Consider the following 20,039-nt stretch of genomic DNA (forward strand, 5'->3'; position numbering starts at 1 on the left):
ATATTTATAAAATCCGAAACAATGTAATCTTCAGAATAAATACAAATAAAATTCAATTATTTGACCAATAAAATAAAACTAGACTTTCATACTTTAAAATATACAAATCGGCCTATTTATTTTCTTATCATTTTGCGATTGCTTTTTTGTCATCAAAAACAATGTAAAAAAAACACTATAGAAATAATGAGATAGAACAAAAAAGAAGACACCTAAAATTGACTATTTATTTAGAATTTCCACCCATTAAAACCAACCATTTTAATATGATTAATCAAAATTAAACTCATTATAGTTAAGATTCTTAAATTTCACCTATAACAACATCATCTAAGATAAATTTTCAAAGCAACTAATAGCTAAAATAGTTTATTATATTTAATACAAGAAAATCATTTAACAATCAATACAAATCTAAAACCAATAACTTATTCTAGTGATTTAACTCAAGATAAATCATTCATTAAACAATATAAATATAATTTTATTTTTGTTTTTAAATTAGAAATTTTCTGTATTTCATTATAAAATTTTACTGATTTCCTTTTTATGATCATTATGGCTTAACAATGGCTCAACTCAAATTACGTCTTAGGTTGATGGTTGATCAAGAGATTGCTTTTGGTCCTGGAAAAGCGGACTTACTTGAAGCCATTCAAGCGACGGGTTCCATTTCTCAAGCAGCCAAAAAAATGAATATGAGTTATCGTCGCGCATGGCAACTGGTGGAAACTATGAATCAACTTTTTACTTCTGCACTAGTCGAAACTCATAAAGGCGGTGAATCAGGTGGTGGGGCGATCGTCACCGCTTTTGGCTTTGATATTTTAAAGCAGTTTAGATATATGGAGCAAAAAGCCCTAGCTGCAATTGAAGCAGACTTCCAACAGCTTTCAGGTTATTTAAAACCCTAAGCTGTTCACGTCAATTGAAGCGAAGCTAAATCGTCATCGAAAAAATCTGGTTATTCGGTATTTTACGTTTCATTCGCAAGTCAAATGCCATACAGATATTACGAACAAACGCCTTGCCTTGCTCCGTTACTTTGATATTTTTTTCACCAATGTCTAACAACTGATCTTGTTGCATTTCTTCAAGCTGTTGCAACACCTGCGGTAATTCGGCAAAGCTTTGTTTTGAATCTTGCCATGAGGTTTCAAACTGACACATCAGATTTAAAATATGCTGGCGAATCATCAGGTCTTCTGACGTCAAAACATGTCCACGAAACACTGGAATTTCATTATTTTCCAGTCGAGCATAATAGTCTTCCAATACCTTTTCATTTTGAGCAAAGCTGTACCAGCTATCACTAATCGCAGATACACCCAAACCAATCATGACTTGGGTTTTCGAGGCCGTATACCCCATAAAGTTACGATGTAACTGACCTTGTAAAAAGGACTGATACATCGGATCAGTTTTTAAGGCAAAATGATCCATCCCAATTTCGACATAACCATGATCCAGCAATTTTTGTTTGCCCGCTTCATAAAGTTTTCGTTTCACTTCATCTTTGGGCACATCATGATCTTTAAAACCACGCTGACCATTGCCTTTAATCCACGGCACATGCGCATAACTATAAAAAGCCAAACGGTCGGGCAATAATCGATTGGTTTGGTCTATGGTATACAGCACATCGTCCAATTCCTGAAAAGGCAAGCCAAAGACCAAATCATGGGAAATCGAGTCATAACCAATTTCTCTCGCCCATTGCGTCACATTGGCGACATTTTCAAACGGTTGAATGCGATGAATCGCTTTTTGAACCTTCAGACTATAATCCTGAACCCCAAAACTGACGCGACGGAACCCGAGATCATACAACGCCTGTAAATGTGCTTTGCTGGTGTTGTTCGGATGCCCCTCAAAACTAAATTCGTGATGTTCAGCAATCTCAGCCTGATCCAAAATACCATGAATGAGTTGTTGTAGATGTTCGACTGAAAAAAAAGTCGGCGTTCCACCACCCAAGTGGATTTCCCGAATAATCGGTTTTTCACCCAATAACTCACAGTACAATGACCATTCTTTGAGTACCGCCGCAATATACGGCGCTTCAACTTCATGGCGTTTGGTGACTTTTTTATGGCAACCGCAAAAAGTACATAAGCTTTCGCAAAAAGGTAAATGAATGTACAGGCTGATGCCTTCACTTGCATTTGATTCAATAAAAGATTGGCACAAAGTTTGCTGCCAAGCCTCTAGTGAGAATGTATCTTCCTGCCAATAAGGAACAGTCGGATAACTGGTATAACGAGGTCCTGGAACATTATATTTTTGAATCAAAACATTTGACATTTCAATATCCCCAAATACCTTTATCCTTTTATTATAATCCATTTAACCCTATACAAAAACCTCAAAAATAAATTAATTAAAATTAAATAACCAATAAAAACAATATCTTAATTTTAAAAAATAATCATTCTCATCCATTTCTGTTTTAAAATTAGATATTATAAAACCTATGATTTTGGTTGGGATTAAAATAATTTATCAAATTACTTAAAATAAAAAAGGCATATTTATTTAAATAGATATGCCTTCAAAAAAGCGCGATTTAATTAAGAACTTTTTAGCTGTTTGAGTCGCTTGATACGTGGTTTATACAGCAACTGATACGTCACCGCCAAAATCAACAACCACAGTGGGCTGACATATAAGGCTTTTAAGGTATCGGGTTCCAGTGCCAAAATCACCAAGGTGAACAGCAAGAATGCCAACACCACATAGCTCATCCAGATTCCACCTGGCATTTTAAAAGTCGACTGGGCATGTAATTCAGGTCTGAGTTTACGATAACGCAGATAGCACACCATGATCAGCCCCCAAACGCTAATAAATAAAATCACGCAGAGAGAGCTGGCTAAGGTAAAGGCTTCAATGGTATTGGGTACACAATACTGTAATGCCGCACCCGCCATAATAAACAGACAGGAAAACACCAAACCATTAGCAGGAACAGCGCGTTTGGATAACCGCGCCAATGCTTGCGGTGCCTGACCACCGCGGGATAAACCAAATAACATTCGACTGGTCGAAAATACCCCACTATTCATCGACGATGTGACTGAAGAAAGCACCACCAGATTCATAATAATCGCTGAAGTTGGAATCCCTGCATGTAAAAATAATTCAACAAATGGGCTTTTATTGGCACTGATCATATTCCACGGTGTGACTGACATTACCACCAATAATGCCAACACATAAAACAGGATAATCCGAATCGGGATTGCATTAATCGCTTTGGGTAAATTCTTTTTTGGGTCTTTGGTTTCGGCTGCTGTGGTGCCAATCAGCTCCACTCCGACAAAAGCAAACACCGCAATCTGAAAACCTGCTAAAAAGCCCTCGGTACCTTTAGGAAACATGCCACCCGAAGACCAGAGGTTACTTAAAGAAGCAACGGTACCCGTCGGTGCCTGAAAATGGCTAAATACCATAAAACCACCGATTGCAATCAATCCAAGAATCGCCAAAATCTTGATCAAAGCAAACCAGAATTCGACTTCACCAAATAAACGAACCGTCAGCAAATTCAGCGCCAATACAAACAATGCACAGCCCGCACTGATCAGTGCTTGTCCCATCGGGGTAAAACTCATGCCATCGGGGAGCCAAAAACCCAGATAATTAATAATCGCCGCCAGATCGGCTATACCCACCAATACCCAGCCGAGCCAATATGTCCAGCCCAAATAGTAACCAGCGCCAGGCCCTATCAGATCATGTGCCATATCAACAAACGATTTGTAATGCAGATTCGCCAACAATAGCTCGCCCAACGCGCGCATCAGGAAGAAGAACATGACCCCAATGATCATGTAAATAAATAAAATTGAAGGTCCTGCCAATGAAATGGTTTTACCAGAACCCATAAATAGCCCAGTGCCAATCGCACCGCCAATCGCAATTAATTGCAAGTGTCGATTGGAAAGTTTACGTTGAAGATCATGCGACGAATGTTCGTCTTCAGAATGACGTACTGTTGTCATGATTAAATATCCTTTTTAAATGTCCCTTTTTTTGATCAATTCTGTGTGACTGCTAACCAAAATAACAAGGCAGAAACCGCAGAATTGATGCCGAGTAGCATCAAAATAAAAACCAGAAGGAATCCTTTTCCGTGGCAATTCTGGTTTTAAAATTAAACATTAGATGAATGAAAATAGATCAATCGCTTTATTGCTGTGCTGCAATCACGGCGATTTCAATCAACCACGCGGGATTGACTAAATCTGCCTGAATCGTAGCGCGGGCAGGCGTTGCCAATCCATCTAACCACTCAATCCAGATCGCATTGACTTGAGCAAAGTCATCTAGGTTTTTAATAAAAAGCTGCGCTGAAAGCAGACGCGACTTATCACTTTTCGCCTGTGCTAACAGTTGATCGATGGTCGTCAAGATTTCACGGGTCTGACCTTCAATATCAAGCTCCGTGTTTTTGGGTACTTGTCCCGACAAATACACCACTTGATTAAAAATGGTGGCCGAACTCATCACCTGATTGCTGTTAATTCTTTCAATATTAGAGACTGACATCACTCTATCCTTATGCTTCAATAAAAAATGGAACACGTGCGGTTACACCACACATCAATTCATAACCCACGGTGTCTGAGGTCGCTGCGACTTCATCAATTGGCAAAATCGTACCCGAACGAGATTTGCCCCAAAGCACCACTTCACTACCGATCTCGACATTTTTAATCTGTGTAAGATCGACCGCCAACATATCCATACTGACCCGACCAATCGTGCGAGTGCGGATGCCATTGACCAACACAGGCGTACCCGTAGCAGAAATACGCTGATAGCCATCGGCATAACCACAGGCCACAATACCAATTTTCATGGCTTGCTCTGCCTGAAAGGTTGAGCCATAACCTACTGTTTGCATGGGCTGTAAATCTTGAATGGCAATGATTTCACTGCGCAGACTCATACTGGGTTGTAGATTCCAGTCCTGAATCGAGTGTTGGGGAAAATCAGGCGAACTGCCGTAAAGTAAAATGCCCGCACGGACTGTTTTAGAAGTCAGTTGCGAACCATGCCGCAGGATCGCAGCGCTGTTACAGATCGAACGTTCACCCGGTAAATCCTGCACTGTGTCTTCAAAGATTTTGAGCTGTGCCTCAATTCCCGATTGCCCTAGACGTTCGTCATCGGCATCAGCAAAATGCATCATATGCGTCAGGCTGTTCACGGCAGCGCAAGATTTAATTGTCTGCCACACTTCGCGGTAATGCTGTGGCTGAAAACCTAGACGATTCATACCGCTGTTCATTTTCAGAAAAATATCAAACTGAGCAGGCTCAGGATGCTGTCGCACCCATTTCGCCTGTATTTCACTATGGAGACTAAAACTGAGTTGGTAAGCTGTACAATCAAACAAATCCTGAGACGAAAAAATGCCTTCGAGCAATAAAATCGGTCCTGTCCAGCCCAGTGCACGCAGGCGTTTGGCTTCATCGATATCTAGTAAGGCAAAACCATCGGCGGTTTTGAGGGCAGGATAGACCCGTTCAATGCCATGCCCATACGCATTGGCTTTGACCACGGCAAAGACCTCATGCTGTGAGGCATGCTTTCGGGCAATCTGAAGATTATGTGCCAAAGCATTTTGATGAATGATGGCACGGATTGGACGTGGCATGGTTCTTCCCTGAACTTGAGTATTTGATCTTAAGCTGCGTGTGAATAACGCAGGATCGATAAGCCTTCGGTACTAATTTCAGGCTGATGATTAAGCACAAGGTCACTGATCAACTTGCCTGAACCACAAGCCATGGTCCAACCCAAAGTACCGTGTCCCGTATTTAAGAACAAATTACTAAAACGCGTCGCACCGATGATTGGGGTACTGTCTGGCGTCATTGGACGTAAACCAGTCCAGAATGAGGCTTGCGCCATATCTCCGCCTGGGAACAAATCGTTCGTCACCATTTCCAGTGTGGCACGACGATCCTGATTTAATCCCAGATTAAAACCACTGAGTTCCGCCATTCCACCGACACGAATCCGCTGATCAAATCGAGTAATGGCAATTTTATAGGTTTCATCAAGCACAGTAGATTGCGGTGCAAATTCAGGCTGAACGATCGGAATGGTCAATGAATAACCTTTGACAGGATAAACGGGTAAATTTAAATGCAGGGGTTTAAGGAAATCACGCGAATAACTCCCAAATGCCAACACGTAACGATCCGCAGTCAAGACTTGTCCATTGACACGAACACCTTTGATTTCATCACCTTCGACCAACAATGCTTCAACATTTTGGTTAAATTGAAATTCGACACCTAACGCTTTGGCTTTTTCTGCTAATGCATTGGTAAATAAATAACAATCACCTGTTTCATCATTGGGTAAATGTAAACCACCGACCAGCTTGTCTTTGGCATATGCCAGTGCGGGTTCAACCTTGGCTAAATCATTTTGATCAAGCAATTCATAACTGACACCGCACTCTTTGAGGACTTTGATATCCCGATGAACCGCCTCGAGTTGGGATTCGTTACGAAACACCTGCAAGGTGCCTTTGGCACGGTTTTCATAACTGATCCCCGTGGTTTCACGTAGTTCTTTTAAACAATCGCGGCTATATTCGGCCACGCGCATCATCCGTTCTTTATTTTTGGTATAGCTTTCTAGATTGCAGTTTTTCAGCATTTGTGCCATCCATTGTAGTTGCCACATGCTGCCATCAATATTAATCGCAAGCGGTGCATGATGCTGAAACATCCATTTCACTGCTTTAAACGGAATCCCTGGTGCTGCCCAAGGGGTCGAATAACCTGGGGAAACTTGTCCTGCATTACCAAAACTGGTTTCTTCGGCAGGCCCAGCTTGACGATCCAGTACCGTGACTTGTGCTCCCTGTTGCGCAAGATAGTACGCACTTGCGACACCAATCACACCACTCCCTAAAACGATCACGCGCATTTTTCTTCCCTCACGCAGTCCAGTGAATTTAACTAGTATATTTTTGCTTCAATAGTTTATTTCACTGTTTTAGGCACTATAATCTAGGAAAATTGGCAGTTTTGTCGTGTAGAAATTCTAAAAAAAGGAAAAAAATAATGCGACCACTGGATCGAACTGATCGGCAGATTCTGGATATCCTGCAACGTGAAGGACGTATTGCGATCAGTGAATTGGCGTCTAGAGTCAACTTATCAACCACGCCCTGTTCAGAACGGGTCAAGCGGCTAGAACGTGAGGGCATCATCATAGGTTACTATGCACGGCTCAATCCTGCACATGTCGATCGAAATTTACTGGTATTTCTGGAAATTAAGCTTTCTGCCAAATCAGGCGATGTATTTGATCAAGTTGCCCGTGATCTGATTGAAGTACCTGAAGTGCTGGAATGTCATTTAATTTCAGGAGAGTTTGATTATCTAGTCAAAGCCAGATTGAAAGAGATGAGTGCTTACCGAAAATTATTGGGCAATATTTTAAAAAAACTACCTGCATCGGCTTCATCGCATAGCTATGTGGTGATGGAAGAAATTAAGGAAACCTTGTATCTAGATTTATCTCAATAAAGAATTTTATTCAGATATATTCTCGTCAAAAGAGAATTTACATACTGTTTCAGCAAATTAAGCTTCCTTTAAGTCTCAAGTTTTAAATTGAAGTCCTCAGAGCTTAAAACTTTTGCCACACTCCCCTGTGTGGTTTTTTTTGGCTAAAATTTAGAAAATTGCACTTTTTTAATGCATTTCTATCCTAAAAAAACGCATCGAAGTATAAAAAAGTTTTAACATTCACTTCACTAATCTTTGCAAACCAAGATTAAGAATTTTTCAGTTGTAAGACTAGAAGAGCATGGCACGATACAGGTCTTGCTGCTACATTAGTCAGGTTTGATGTTTGCTTAAATCTCATGCACTCGCACCAACTCCGCGCAGTTTTGGTTCAAACTGCGAAATGAAAGGATTTTTTTGATGTTTCAACATATCCCCCCATATGCAGGCGATCCGATTTTATCGCTTATGGAACAATTCAATGCCGACCCGCGTCAAGGCAAAGTCAATTTAAGTATTGGTCTTTATTATAATGAAGACAGTATTGTGCCTCAGCTTGATACCATTATTGAAGCGCAAAAACGTATTGAACCCCTGCAAAGCAAAACCAAGCTATATTTGCCAATGGAAGGCTTCAAACCTTATCGTGAAGCGATTCAAGCGTTATTGTTTGGAACAAACAGCCCTGCTGTAAAAAGTGGTCGCGCTGTCACCATTCAGACTTTAGGTGGTTCAGGTGCGCTTAAGGTTGGCGCGGATTTTCTTAAAAATTATTTTCCAAATTCTGAAGTCTGGGTCAGTCAGCCGACTTGGGATAACCATGTAGCCATTTTTAATGGAGCAGGCTTCAAAACCCATTTTTATCCATATTTTGATGCCCAAACGGGTGGTGTGAATTTTGAGGGAATGCTCTCTGCCCTGAAACAACTGTCTGAACAAAGTATTGTGTTATTGCACCCATGCTGCCATAACCCAACGGGCGCAGATTTAAATCCTGCACAGTGGGATCAAGTGATTGAAGTACTGAAAGCGGGCAATCTGATTCCATTTTTAGATATTGCCTATCAAGGCTTTGGCGATGGTATGCAGCAGGATGCGTATGCGATTCGTGCGATGGATCAGGCTGGTCTGAATTTTATCGTCAGCAATTCATTCTCAAAAATTTTCTCACTTTATGGCGAACGTGTCGGTGGTCTGACTTTTGTTTGTGATGATGTTGAAGCCGCTCAAGCCACTTTTGGCCAGTTAAAAGCCACTGTACGCCGTATTTACTCTAGCCCACCTACCACAGGGGCTTGGTTGGTGGATCAGGTTCTTAACGATGCTGAGTTAAATCAACAATGGCAGGGCGAAGTTCAGCACATGCGTGAACGTATTATTAAAATGCGTCAAATCTTGCGTGACGAATTAACCAAAGCCTTGCCAGATCGCGACTTTAACTATCTGGTCGAACAAAAAGGCATGTTTAGCTATACAGGTCTTACTGGCGAACAAGTCGACACCTTACGTGAAGACTATGCCATTTATCTGGTACGTAGTGGTCGGATCTGTGTTGCTGGTCTTAACATGAACAATGTCTATGTGGTCGCAAAAGCTGTTGCGGAAGTATTGGCAAAAGCGCCTACACCAGCTTAAGCATTGATCCATGACGAAGCATTAAACAAAGCCTGAGATAAACATCTCGGGCTTTGTTACTTTACGTTTAAATTAACGACCATACCCTGGATCAGGGTTAGTTGGTCGGTTAAAACCTGGATCAATCTGATTTGACTGGTTATTTTCTCCCAGACGTAAACCACCATTGTTTGAGCCTGACGGATAGTTATAACCAGGATCGGGATGATCATGGGTGGTTTCCCCAGGTCGCAATCCACCATGATCATGTGCAGGTGGACGGCTAAAACCGGGGTCTGCTTGACGGCCTGATTGATTGATATGATCATCAGGCGTCACGATACAACCAGTCATTAATGTTGCAACTGCCAATGCAGCCAATATGGTCTTGATGTGCATCAATCTTCTGCTCCTTAAAATAGTTGTTATCAGGTGCTTAAAGTTAGCGTGAGTTGTATGATTTAGACTTTTAAATTATGACGAATTCTAGCAAGGATAAAGTTGCAACTATGTAACCCACTAGGATGAAATCTTGCTTTTACCCCAATATTTAAGCTTAGACGTATGTCCAATTCCGACATTAAAGCTATTGGTCGGATCGAGCTTTTGATAAAAATTGGCTAACGCTGGTTTGGCGATATATAAATGTCCAACATTATGTTCTGCTGGATATTCTGCTCGACGTGCATCGAGTAATGTCCACATTTGATGTTCCATTGCTAAAGGATCAACGCCTTTTTTGACGATATAATCCTGATGAAACACATGGCAGAAAAAATGCCCATAATACAGTTTATGTAAAATTTTCTGTTCCATATCAGCAGGAAGTTGCTCGACCCAGTCTCGATCGTTACGGCGCAGGGCAATATCCAGTGCCACAATATCTTCTACTTCGCTACGATGGGTATCGCGATAACGTATCGCAGCCCCCGCGATGGCAAAGCGATGTAAAAAGGCTTTTCGACCTTCTTCCTCATCACATAAAAAATAAGCCCCAGTCGCATGTACAGCAAAAAATTCTTTTAGAAATTGCTCAGTCTGATCTTTACTATTGCTTTCCACCCTTAAAATCAAATGATGCTCATATTGATCGCGAAATTCTGTCATGCGTTTAGGTAAATGATTCGGCAAAAAGAGAGTCAACGCTTGTAATAAATGATCTGTGAGTCCTTTAATTTTAAATTTTTCCAGAAAACCATCGACTTTATCTTTTAAGGCAAAGGCTTTCGGGACATTGGCGGTACCAAATTTTTCAATAAACAAGAACGTGTCTTTGCCATACTTCTCCCCAATCCGATATGCATCACGATGAATATATTCCCCTGCAATCGGTAAACTGGGTAACGACGTTAGTAGATAACGACGAATTGCCGTCAGGTCATTGGCATCGTTACTGCCAATATAGAACACATCGCTTGCCACTTTTTCATACGTATCCAAACGTACTGCAAATACACAAACTTTTCCCGCTGAACCCGACGCCTCAAACAAACGTGAAGGATCGGCGTTAAATCGTGCTGGACTATCTGCGTCCACCTGCGTCACATCATGCGCATAACGCTGATCGGATGCCTGACGCGTTGCATCATCCTGTATATCGCTGACCTGATATTGCTGCTGCTCTAATCGACTTAAAATTTCCTCTGGAGTTTGCCCCAGATCAATACCTAAATGATTGATCAGACCTAACTGTCCCTGATCATCCACCTGCGCATACAGTGCCAGTTCAGTATAGGCTGGCCCACGTCGTACCAATGCCCCGCCCGAATTATTACACACGCCACCTAACACCGATGCGCCAATACAGGATGAACCAATCACCGAATGTGGTTCACGCTGATAAGGCTTTAAAATCTGTTCAAGATTATCCAGCGTCGCACCCGGTAAACACACCACCTGTTTACCTTCATGAATCACCTGAATGCCTTTTAAACGACGTGTACTCATGATAATCACAGGACGGTCATAGTCTTCGCCATAAGGTGTCGAGCCGCCGGTCAGCCCCGTATTGGCCGCTTGCATAATCACAATACAATTTGCTGCAATACTGACTTGCAATACCTGCCATTGCTCTAGCAAAGTTCCTGGACAGACCACGGCCAACACTTTGCCTTCACCAAAACGTCGACCCTGACGGTATTGCCGAGTGTGTTGATCATCAGTGAGCACATAGGCTTTGCCGACTAACTTTTGTAGTTGTGATAATACATTCGGATCAACATGGGACAGCATGAACATCTCCTTGCAGCAACTTAAGCTTGAATCAATTTATTGACGCGTACCAAACAATCCGCATTAATATCAGCAATACTTTTTGCGCCTGTTAAGGTCATGGCAACACGCATTTCTTTATCAATGAGATCCAGCAGATGACTCACGCCCTGTCCACCTGCCGCAGCAAGTGCATAAATAAAGGCTCGACCCAACATCACACTATCTGCGCCCAAAGCTAACATGCGCACCACATCCAGACCATTGCGAATACCCGAATCGGCCAGAATGGTCAAATCACCTTTAACTGCATCGGCAATGGCAGGTAATGCACGAGCTGAGGACATCACCCCATCGAGCTGACGCCCACCATGATTGGACACCACAATCCCATCGGCGCCAAAACGTACCGCATCTTTGGCATCTTCTGGGTCTAAGATGCCTTTGATGACCATCGGGCCATCCCAAAATTCACGAATCCATTCCAGATCTTTCCAAGAAATGGATGGATCGAAATTAGAACCCAACCAACCGATATAATCTTCTAGCCCAGTCGGCTTACCTAAATATTTGGAAATATTGCCCAGATCATGTGGACGTCCTAACAAACCGACATCCCATGCCCATTGTGGATGCGTTACCGCTTGCAAATAACGGCGCATCGCTGCATTGGGGCCACTCATGCCTGAATGTGCATCGCGATAGCGTGCGCCCGGTACTGGCATATCTACCGTGAATACCAAGGTCGAACAACCCGCTGCTTTGGCACGTTCCAGTGCATTGCGCATAAAACCACGGTCACGTAACACATAGAGCTGAAACCACATCGGACGCTTAATGGCAGGCGTAACTTCTTCAATCGGACACACAGAAACAGTCGATAAGGTAAATGGAATCCCCTTTTTATCTGCGGCGACTGCGGCCTGTACTTCACCCCGACGTGCATACATGCCTGTTAAACCCACAGGAGACAATGCCACAGGCATCGACAGGGTTTCATTAAAAAGTTTGGTTTCCAGACTCAAACTGGACATATCGTTCAACACACGTTGTCTTAATGCAATTTGCGATAAATCTTCAACATTACGTTTCAATGTGTATTCTGCGTATGCCCCGCCATCGATGTAATGAAATAAAAAAGGTGGCAAACGACGACGCGCCGCTTCACGATAATCATTTGAAGAAGAAATAATCATGTTGGATCAATCCTATGTAAACGTGTAGCACGTTTCTGGCGAGCTTCGTCTTCATCCAGAGAACGTACATGATCGATGACAAATTCAATATGGCCACACACTGCATCTCGTGCTGCCTGAGCGTCTTTACGGTCAATGGCATCCATCACCTGAAAATGCTGATCACTGAGTAGATCGGCACTAATCGGATGTTCATAGACTTTTTTACGCCCTAAAAAGACGTTGTATTGCAATAAATCAAATAAACTGCGCATCATTTGAATCAGCACCACATTATGCGATGCTTCGGCAATCGCCAGATGAAAATTGGCATCAGCAACTGCCGCTGCTGCGGAATCCCCATGTGCCTGATGCCGTGCTATTTCATCAAAATACTGATGGATCTTGGCGCGATCAGCGTCGGTTGAACGCAAAGCAGCATACCAAGCTGTTCCGCCTTCAAGGACTAAACGCGATTCCTGTACATCAAAACGATAATGTGGATCGTCCTGCATCAAATGGCTAATCGGTTCAACAATCAACTGCTGCGACCATGTTTCAGGGAATTGTTGAATATACGTGCCATCGCCACGGCGACTGGATAAAATTCCCAGACTAATCAATTGCTGAATCGCTTCACGTAGTGATGGACGCGAGATCCCCAAACTGGTCGCCAGTTGACGCTCGGCAGGCAAACGATCTCCTTGCTTGAGATTCTGCTGCTCAATCAGCGCCTGTAACTTTTGTACCACCTGATCAGAAACTCGCATTATTTTTCCTTCAATTTAGCCTCAATCAAAACCGAATTAGGGAATCATCCACGGCACGATATACGCCTGTACCGTCACAATAATCCCCACAAAGATGGTAAATATGATGCTATGTTTTACCGTAAAACGGAACAAGTCTGATTCTTTACCCACTAAACCCACTGCGGCACAGGCAATGGCAATCGATTGCGGTGAAATCATTTTCCCAGTGACCCCACCACTGGTATTGGCTGCGACCAATAACACTTCTGGAATGCCAATTTGTTGTGCCGTAGTCGCCTGTAACGCAGAAAATAATGCATTGGATGAGGTATCTGATCCCGTCAGAAACACGCCCAACCAACCCAAAAATGGTGAGAAGAAGGTAAAGGCATGACCGGTATGTGACAATGCCAAGGCTAAAGTTGCGGATAGACCCGAATAGTTGGCGATAAACGCAAAGGCCAAGACCATCCCAATCGAATAAATCGGAACTTTTAGTTCATTTAAGGTTTCAGCAAAGGTGCAAACTGCCTGTTTGGCACTCATTTTTAAGAAAATGACGCTCATCACTGCTGCAATAAAAATCGCAGTCCCCGTGGCTGAAAACCAGTCAAATTTATAAATCGCATCATAAGGCGTATGTTCAGCCACAATCGGGGGCATTTTTTCCACCAGACGATGCAAACCCGGCACTTCGATTTTAAAAATCCAGTGTTCGAGTGCACCGCCTTTAACAAATAAATCTTTAAACGGTTTAATACTCCACAACGTCACCATCGCCGTCAAAATCGCAAACGGCGACCATGCTTTGGCAATTTGTGCAAACGAATATTGAGTAGTAGATGCCGTTTGTTGATCTAGCTTTTCTGCTTCGGCAAAACGGAAAATATGTTTTGGCTGCCAGACTTTAAACAATAAAGTTAAGCTGACCAATGAGGCAATTGCCGCTGTAATATCAGGCAATTCTGGCCCAATAAAGTTTGAAGTCAGGTATTGAGCAATGGCAAAAGAACCACCACCGACCAACACCGCAGGCCAAGTTTCTTTGACACCACGCCAGCCATCCATAATTGCCATGATCCAGAACAATACGATGATGACCAAAAATGGTAACTGACGACCCACCATCTGGCTGATTTCCATGGTATCCACCCCGGAGACCTGCCCAGCCACAATAATCGGAATCCCCATCGCACCAAAGGCAACAGGCGCCGTATTCACAATCAGACATAGACCCGCAGCATATAAAGGTTTAAAACCCAGCCCCATCAGTAAAGCAGCAGTAATCGCCACGGGTGCACCAAAACCCGCAGCCCCTTCCAGAAACGTACCAAAAGCAAAGCCTACCAACAGCATTTGTAGACGTTGATCTTCAGTAATGGACAAAATACTGGAACGAATAATGTCAAACTGACCTGTTTTCACCGAAATTTTATATAGGAATACCGCGCCCAGAATAATCCATGCAATCGGCCATAAGCCGTAAAAAAAACCGTAAATGAGCGAAGCAAAGGCCATTGCCGCAGGCATTTGATAAAAGAACAACGCAATAGCCAATGCAATCATCACGGTTAAAGTCGCCGCGATACTGCCCTTTAAATGAAATACAGCCAACGCTAAAAAGAAAAAGATAATTGGAATCAAGGCAATCAGACTAGAAAGCCAGATATTCGCCAGTGGATCATAAACTTGCTGCCAAACATTGAGCATTGTCATCTCCTTGAAATGCTGCCAGATATTTGTTTGATGAATCATCACGATTCAGTATTTATGTTAAAATTGGTATTACCAATTTAAATTAAAAAACAAACCATTGGAGGGATTTATAAACAAATGCATCATAAATAGTCTAAATCAGCATTTCAAGAGCAACTTAAAAACATTATTGGTATTACCAATAATAAAACATGATAAAATCTGGTGTTTAGCGGGCATCGTATGATTGACCTATACGACTAAAGTTTCAGCTCAAGAATCCACCTTGATCATTCTCGGATTTCAAAAAATAGTGTTTGGCATAAAACGCTGTTTTAATTTTGAGTCAAATTTCGTATAAACCAGACTTTCATTAGCGTCAGTTCTGCTTTTAGATCAGTCCATCTATACAAGGATTGACGAATCATTAAGATCGGTAGATTCTTGACAGAAGATGTCAATTCATCTGTTTGGGAAAAGGAAAAAATAGGTGTTCGATTTAGACAGCCGTTTACTGAATATTTTTTATCATATTTATAAATCCAAAAGTGTTTCGATGGCAGCAGATGCGATTGGCGTAAGTCAGCCCACGATTAGTAATGGCTTGGTTAAAATTCGCCAACATTTTGATGACCCGCTATTTTTACGGGTCGGAAATGAAATGATTCCAACCGAACTGGCCAAACAGATTTTTCCACTGGTCAGTGAAGTGATCAATAAAGTCGAGAGCATTAATAATTTTAGTCTGCATTTTGAACCGTCAAAATCTGACATGATACTTACACTTGCCATGACCGATGTATCACATCTGGTACTTTTACCCAAAATTTCCAATTTTTTGGCACAAAGTGCGCCGCAAATTCGCATCAATGTCCGTCCGATCAGTCTGGAAACCAGTTACCAGATGGCCAATGGTGAGATTGATATGGCAATTGGGTTTTTACCACAACTTGAAGATGGCTTTTATCAACAAAAACTATTTTCACAGCGCTATGTGGTGATTTCACGTAAAGATCATCCACGTATTAACGCGCAGAACTTTACCCTTGAAGATTATATGCGCGAACTGCATATCGATATTGATACAGGTGTGGGACATTACCAGATTGAAAATGCGTTACAAAACAGTGGTGTGAAGCGTGATATTTTGATTCGCCTACCGAGCTATCTTGGCGTCGGCTTGATGGTACAGGAAACCGATGCGATTGCGACGGTACCTTATTATTTAAGTAAAGTACTGTTATCACGTGATAATTTACAAATTCTGGATGCGCCTGTCGATTTTCCAACGTATAGCATCAAACAACACTGGCATATGTGTTGTCATCATAAAACCAGCCATCAATGGTTTCGTAAATCCTGCTATGAAATTTTTAAAAATATGTCCTGATATCCCTGTTTTAAATCAACTTTTTTCATCATTGTTTAAATCCTCTTTATTTTTCTCCCTTAGGAAGAAATAAAATGGGTTGATAAAAAAAGTCTAATTGAAAAGAGGTTCAATTCAATACTGTTGAATCATGTAAGCATTCTGATTTGCAACTCGGATTTTAACCAAACTTCTGTATAATCATTTCACAAATTTTTAACGCTAACTATTCTAGAAATGACGACACTAACTTGCTTTAAAGCCTATGATATCCGAGGCAAACTCGGAACTGAACTGAATGAAGATATTGCTTATAAGATTGGCCGCGCATATGGGCAAATCTATCAACCTAAAACGATTGTGATTGGTTGCGACATTCGTTTAAGCAGTGAAGGCTTAAAACAAGCCACTATTCGCGGTTTAAATGATGCAGGCGTGAATGTACTGGATTTAGGAATGACGGGTACCGAAGAAGTTTACTTTGCTGCCTTCCATCTGGATGTACAAGGCGGTATTGAGGTTACGGCGAGCCATAACCCGATGGACTATAATGGCATGAAACTGGTACGTGAAAATGCGCGCCCGATTAGTGCTGATACAGGTTTAAAAGAGATTCAAGCTTTGGCAGAATCTGGTCAATTTACAGAGGTCGCGGTTACAGGAACCACAAGTCACTACAATATTCTGCCTGAGTTTGTCGATCATCTGATGGGCTATATTGATCCAGCAAAAATCAAACCATTAAAACTGGTGGTCAATGCAGGCAACGGTGCGGCGGGGCACGTGATTGATGCGATTGAAGAAAAGTTTAAAAGTCTGAATGTACCTGTTGAATTTATTAAAATTCATCATCAAGCAGATGGCACTTTTCCAAATGGCATTCCTAACCCACTTTTGTTTGAAAACCGTGATAGCACTCGCGATGCCGTAATTGAACATCATGCAGATATGGGAATTGCCTGGGATGGCGATTTCGATCGTTGTTTTCTATTCGATGAAAAAGGTCAATTTATTGAAGGCTATTATATCGTCGGTCTGTTAGCTCAAGCCTTTTTGATCAAACAATCGGGTGAAAAAATCGTACACGATCCACGCTTGGTCTGGAACACTTTAGATATTGTGGAAAAATATCAGGGTGAAGCGGTACAGTCCAAATCTGGACATGCTTTTATTAAAGATGTGATGCGCGAACACAATGCCGTGTATGGCGGTGAAATGAGTGCACACCATTATTTCCGTGACTTTGCTTATTGTGATAGTGGCATGATTCCATGGTTACTGACTATTGCACTACTGTCTGAAACAGGTCAATCGCTTTCAACCTTGGTTGAGAATATGATTTTGAAGTTTCCATGTAGTGGTGAAATTAACTTCAAAGTGGCAGATACGCAAATCACCATTCAGAAGCTATTTGATCATTATGCAGCGCAACATCCACAAATCGACCGTACCGATGGCGTCAGTCTGGATTTTGGCATTTGGCGTTTTAATGTGCGTGCTTCCAATACCGAACCTTTACTGCGTTTGAATATCGAGAGTCGCGGTGAACAGGCTCGCCCAATGCAAGATTATGTCGATGAGTTAACAGCACTCATTCAGGCTTAAATAATCAAATTAAAATGCGGCTGAGATTACTCAATCTCAGCCGTTTTGTCTGGCGTTAGACTTAAACCATAAAGATAGTTTTCACCCGATAAAGTATCCTGATTGATATTTTTATACTGCTCTAAAAGTTGCTTGGCATCATGCTTACACTCAGAAGCAGGCATCAAAAATTTAGGGTGGATCACCGCATAACAACCCGATAAGCGCCGCATAAAATGATAATATGGAGAAAGCGGCAATCCTGCGACCTGTAGCAATTTGGGGGCCACGAAACTGCTTGGAACAGACTCCTGCTGTAACACTTTTTTCTGAATTGGAAAATTACTCCAGATCGCCAAAGGCGTTTGATAGTTCTTTAATGCCGTGCGTTCTGGATCATTTTTAAAATAATCATATTCATCATAAACGCCCTGCAAATTTGGCAAATGATCGCCAAAAACCAGCAAAATTGTGGGTTGTTTTAAGGTTTTCAAATACGCCGTCAATTCTGATAATTTCTGATCTGCTCGTGCAACGCCAGCCGTATACGTACTAAGTTTTCGTTGGTTGAGCTCTGAAAGCGTTTTGCTGAACTTAAATTGTTGTTTACCATAACGATCATCATTATACATTGGATGATTTTCAACCGTAATCGCATAGATAAACTTGGGCTGATTCCCTTGCTGTAACGCTTTCTTAATATTTTCGTAAATCAGCACATCAGTCGCCCACCCGCCTGTGTTAAATATCTGAGGTCGTTTTTCCTGCGAAACCATATTCTCTAGAGAAATAAATTGTTGAAAGCCTAAAGCAGGATAGATCTTATTACGATTATAGTAGTAGCCATAATTATTGTGCATGGCAATGGTTTGATACCCCAAACCATCTAGATAAAAAGGTAACGCATAAATCGGACGTTTCACTTTAGACACATACAATAATTCATTGGGAAAAAATGCCGTGTTTAAGCTGGTCAATACCTCAAATTCAACATTGGCTGTCCCACCGCCAAATGAAGGAGAAATCAATTGCGAGATTTGATTTTTCTGAAAAAAAGGCAATAAATTACGCCCTAAAGTCTGATCCAGATGTCGCGGATCCCAAAAGGATTCTTGCATAATAATCACGATATTGGGTTTTATTGCATCATCAGCCAAAGTACCCTTAACCTCTGGATTTTGATGCAAAATATCCTGTATCGCCTGCTCGGACACTTGTGCACGGGGCAATAATCGATCTGTTACCTGATCGAGTATTTTAGAAATATAAAATGTACTAAAACCATAGTTTTGAATTTTACGATAATCTCCAACCCAGTCATTTCGTGTATTGGGAAAATCTGCGAGTTGATTACAAATGGCGGGACGATCTTCACGCTGACAAGCCCCTGTCGGATTCATAATGAAATTGAGATATATCAAACTGCTACTGATAAAAAAGAAAATAATCGTGTTCGGAACATAACTATGTATCGTTGTTTTTTCTTCTTTTCTGATTGCAATCACCAATACCACGAGGAACAGTGCAATTAAAATGAAAAAAATCAGTTGTAATGACCATGGAGAAGCTTTCATCGCCTCTGGTAATAAAAACACATCTTCAGGACTGAGATTGCTGAATAAATATTGTTGTTTTTTCTGATTAATAAAATTCAGAAACATCACAAAAATTTGACTTAAAATCAACGCCGTATATTGACGGCCAGTGGCGATAAAGAAAAGCTGAATAATGGCGTAATTAAATAAAACGGCGAATAGAACTTTGTTATAGCCAATATATAAATAAAACTTTTTAAGTGTAAATGCATCGCCCCAGCCAATGTAGACACCAATACATGCAGATAAAAAAGCAACGCCAATAAACAGCAATTGCTGGCGTAAAAACGACATAGGCAGATCTGGGAGAAATACAACAAAGCTTTATTTTAGCATATATTCGAGATGAGCTCCTATAACCCCACATTTTATCAGCGCTTGAGCGATTCATTTGCATAGAAACGCTTCTTCTGGCTTATAGAAAACTCTTACGTTTCTAAACCATTTTTTAGCCGTTAATATGTATGCTACGTAAATGTTACGTTTAAAGATTGCAAACTTTT

The 20,039-nt window shown here is 41.5% G+C and carries 16 protein-coding genes; 5 read left to right on the plus strand and 11 right to left on the minus strand.

Going from position 1 to position 20,039, the window contains the following annotated elements:
* Window positions 1–569 precede the first annotated feature (569 nt).
* Window positions 570–914: a winged helix-turn-helix domain-containing protein gene (locus tag EGS47_RS06525; protein WP_125269389.1), complete on the plus strand. Its 345-nt coding sequence runs from the start codon at window positions 570–572 to the stop codon at window positions 912–914.
* A 25-nt stretch (window positions 915–939) separates the two neighbouring features.
* On the opposite strand, the gene hemN is transcribed toward EGS47_RS06525, so the two are convergent.
* The 5 genes from hemN to EGS47_RS06550 all read right to left on the minus strand — a co-directional run bounded on the left by hemN (window position 940) and on the right by EGS47_RS06550 (window position 6,954).
* Window positions 940–2,304, minus strand: a complete 1,365-nt coding sequence (gene hemN, locus EGS47_RS06530) for an oxygen-independent coproporphyrinogen III oxidase (protein WP_171455415.1) — start codon at window positions 2,302–2,304, stop codon at window positions 940–942.
* A 266-nt stretch (window positions 2,305–2,570) separates the two neighbouring features.
* Complete coding sequence (locus EGS47_RS06535) at window positions 2,571–4,004, minus strand: amino acid permease (RefSeq protein WP_125269391.1); 1,434 nt, start codon at window positions 4,002–4,004, stop codon at window positions 2,571–2,573.
* Window positions 4,005–4,191: 187 nt separating this feature from the next.
* Window positions 4,192–4,551, minus strand: coding sequence for a RidA family protein (locus tag EGS47_RS06540; protein ID WP_104795243.1), 360 nt, complete (start codon window positions 4,549–4,551; stop codon window positions 4,192–4,194).
* A 10-nt stretch (window positions 4,552–4,561) separates the two neighbouring features.
* Entirely contained in the window at window positions 4,562–5,665 is a 1,104-nt protein-coding gene (alr, locus tag EGS47_RS06545; protein WP_125269392.1) for an alanine racemase, read from the minus strand.
* A 29-nt stretch (window positions 5,666–5,694) separates the two neighbouring features.
* On the minus strand, window positions 5,695–6,954 hold the full coding sequence (locus EGS47_RS06550) for a D-amino acid dehydrogenase (RefSeq protein WP_125269393.1): 1,260 nt from the start codon (window positions 6,952–6,954) through the stop codon (window positions 5,695–5,697).
* Window positions 6,955–7,091: 137 nt separating this feature from the next.
* Here EGS47_RS06550 and EGS47_RS06555 point away from each other — a divergent pair, with 137 nt between their 5' ends.
* Together EGS47_RS06555 and EGS47_RS06560 are read left to right on the plus strand one after the other, a co-directional pair.
* Complete coding sequence (locus EGS47_RS06555; RefSeq protein WP_004988721.1) at window positions 7,092–7,559, plus strand: Lrp/AsnC ligand binding domain-containing protein; 468 nt, start codon at window positions 7,092–7,094, stop codon at window positions 7,557–7,559.
* 402 nt (window positions 7,560–7,961) lie between these two features.
* On the plus strand, window positions 7,962–9,176 hold the full coding sequence (locus tag EGS47_RS06560) for an aromatic amino acid transaminase (RefSeq protein ID WP_125269394.1): 1,215 nt from the start codon (window positions 7,962–7,964) through the stop codon (window positions 9,174–9,176).
* A gap of 72 nt (window positions 9,177–9,248) precedes the next feature.
* Here EGS47_RS06560 and EGS47_RS06565 read toward each other — a convergent pair whose 3' ends face one another.
* The 5 genes from EGS47_RS06565 to lldP all read right to left on the minus strand — a co-directional run bounded on the left by EGS47_RS06565 (window position 9,249) and on the right by lldP (window position 15,009).
* Entirely contained in the window at window positions 9,249–9,554 is a 306-nt protein-coding gene (locus EGS47_RS06565; protein ID WP_125269395.1) for a hypothetical protein, read from the minus strand.
* 120 nt (window positions 9,555–9,674) lie between these two features.
* The gene (gene dld / locus EGS47_RS06570; protein WP_125269396.1) at window positions 9,675–11,387 is read right to left on the minus strand and encodes a D-lactate dehydrogenase; all 1,713 of its coding nucleotides are present in this window, start codon (window positions 11,385–11,387) and stop codon (window positions 9,675–9,677) included.
* A 20-nt stretch (window positions 11,388–11,407) separates the two neighbouring features.
* A complete protein-coding gene (lldD, locus tag EGS47_RS06575) occupies window positions 11,408–12,562 on the minus strand; it encodes an FMN-dependent L-lactate dehydrogenase LldD (RefSeq protein WP_125269397.1) in 1,155 nt (384 codons plus the stop codon).
* On the minus strand, window positions 12,559–13,311 hold the full coding sequence (gene lldR / locus EGS47_RS06580) for a transcriptional regulator LldR (protein ID WP_125269398.1): 753 nt from the start codon (window positions 13,309–13,311) through the stop codon (window positions 12,559–12,561). Before lldR ends, lldD begins: the two co-directional genes overlap by 4 nt.
* Window positions 13,312–13,347: 36 nt before the next feature.
* Entirely contained in the window at window positions 13,348–15,009 is a 1,662-nt protein-coding gene (lldP, locus tag EGS47_RS06585; protein WP_171455436.1) for an L-lactate permease, read from the minus strand.
* A 469-nt stretch (window positions 15,010–15,478) separates the two neighbouring features.
* Between lldP and EGS47_RS06590 the strand changes: the two genes are divergently transcribed.
* Together EGS47_RS06590 and EGS47_RS06595 are read left to right on the plus strand one after the other, a co-directional pair.
* On the plus strand, window positions 15,479–16,378 hold the full coding sequence (locus EGS47_RS06590; protein ID WP_125269400.1) for a LysR family transcriptional regulator: 900 nt from the start codon (window positions 15,479–15,481) through the stop codon (window positions 16,376–16,378).
* 216 nt (window positions 16,379–16,594) lie between these two features.
* Complete coding sequence (locus EGS47_RS06595; protein WP_125269401.1) at window positions 16,595–17,962, plus strand: phosphomannomutase CpsG; 1,368 nt, start codon at window positions 16,595–16,597, stop codon at window positions 17,960–17,962.
* Between the two features lie 26 nt (window positions 17,963–17,988).
* Here EGS47_RS06595 and EGS47_RS06600 read toward each other — a convergent pair whose 3' ends face one another.
* Window positions 17,989–19,830, minus strand: a complete 1,842-nt coding sequence (locus EGS47_RS06600; RefSeq protein ID WP_125269402.1) for an LTA synthase family protein — start codon at window positions 19,828–19,830, stop codon at window positions 17,989–17,991.
* Window positions 19,831–20,039 lie beyond the last annotated feature (209 nt).

It is taken from the genome of Acinetobacter sp. FDAARGOS_515 (genome assembly GCF_003938865.1).
Taxonomy (GTDB): Bacteria; Pseudomonadota; Gammaproteobacteria; order Pseudomonadales; family Moraxellaceae; genus Acinetobacter; species Acinetobacter ursingii.

Excerpts from the sequence above, each read along its gene's own strand:
- lldR (WP_125269398.1), bottom strand. The coding sequence starts at position 13,311 with ATGCGAGTTTCTGATCAGGTGGTACAAAAGTTACAGGCGCTGATTGAG.
- lldP (WP_171455436.1), bottom strand. The coding sequence starts at position 15,009 with ATGACAATGCTCAATGTTTGGCAGCAAGTTTATGATCCACTGGCGAAT.
- EGS47_RS06550 (WP_125269393.1), bottom strand. The coding sequence starts at position 6,954 with ATGCGCGTGATCGTTTTAGGGAGTGGTGTGATTGGTGTCGCAAGTGCG.
- EGS47_RS06560 (WP_125269394.1), top strand. The coding sequence starts at position 7,962 with ATGTTTCAACATATCCCCCCATATGCAGGCGATCCGATTTTATCGCTT.
- alr (WP_125269392.1), bottom strand. The coding sequence starts at position 5,665 with ATGCCACGTCCAATCCGTGCCATCATTCATCAAAATGCTTTGGCACAT.
- EGS47_RS06525 (WP_125269389.1), top strand. The coding sequence starts at position 570 with ATGGCTCAACTCAAATTACGTCTTAGGTTGATGGTTGATCAAGAGATT.
- EGS47_RS06595 (WP_125269401.1), top strand. The coding sequence starts at position 16,595 with ATGACGACACTAACTTGCTTTAAAGCCTATGATATCCGAGGCAAACTC.
- EGS47_RS06555 (WP_004988721.1), top strand. The coding sequence starts at position 7,092 with ATGCGACCACTGGATCGAACTGATCGGCAGATTCTGGATATCCTGCAA.
- EGS47_RS06600 (WP_125269402.1), bottom strand. The coding sequence starts at position 19,830 with ATGTCGTTTTTACGCCAGCAATTGCTGTTTATTGGCGTTGCTTTTTTA.
- EGS47_RS06540 (WP_104795243.1), bottom strand. The coding sequence starts at position 4,551 with ATGTCAGTCTCTAATATTGAAAGAATTAACAGCAATCAGGTGATGAGT.
- hemN (WP_171455415.1), bottom strand. The coding sequence starts at position 2,304 with ATGTCAAATGTTTTGATTCAAAAATATAATGTTCCAGGACCTCGTTAT.
- dld (WP_125269396.1), bottom strand. The coding sequence starts at position 11,387 with ATGCTGTCCCATGTTGATCCGAATGTATTATCACAACTACAAAAGTTA.
- EGS47_RS06535 (WP_125269391.1), bottom strand. The coding sequence starts at position 4,004 with ATGACAACAGTACGTCATTCTGAAGACGAACATTCGTCGCATGATCTT.
- lldD (WP_125269397.1), bottom strand. The coding sequence starts at position 12,562 with ATGATTATTTCTTCTTCAAATGATTATCGTGAAGCGGCGCGTCGTCGT.
- EGS47_RS06565 (WP_125269395.1), bottom strand. The coding sequence starts at position 9,554 with ATGCACATCAAGACCATATTGGCTGCATTGGCAGTTGCAACATTAATG.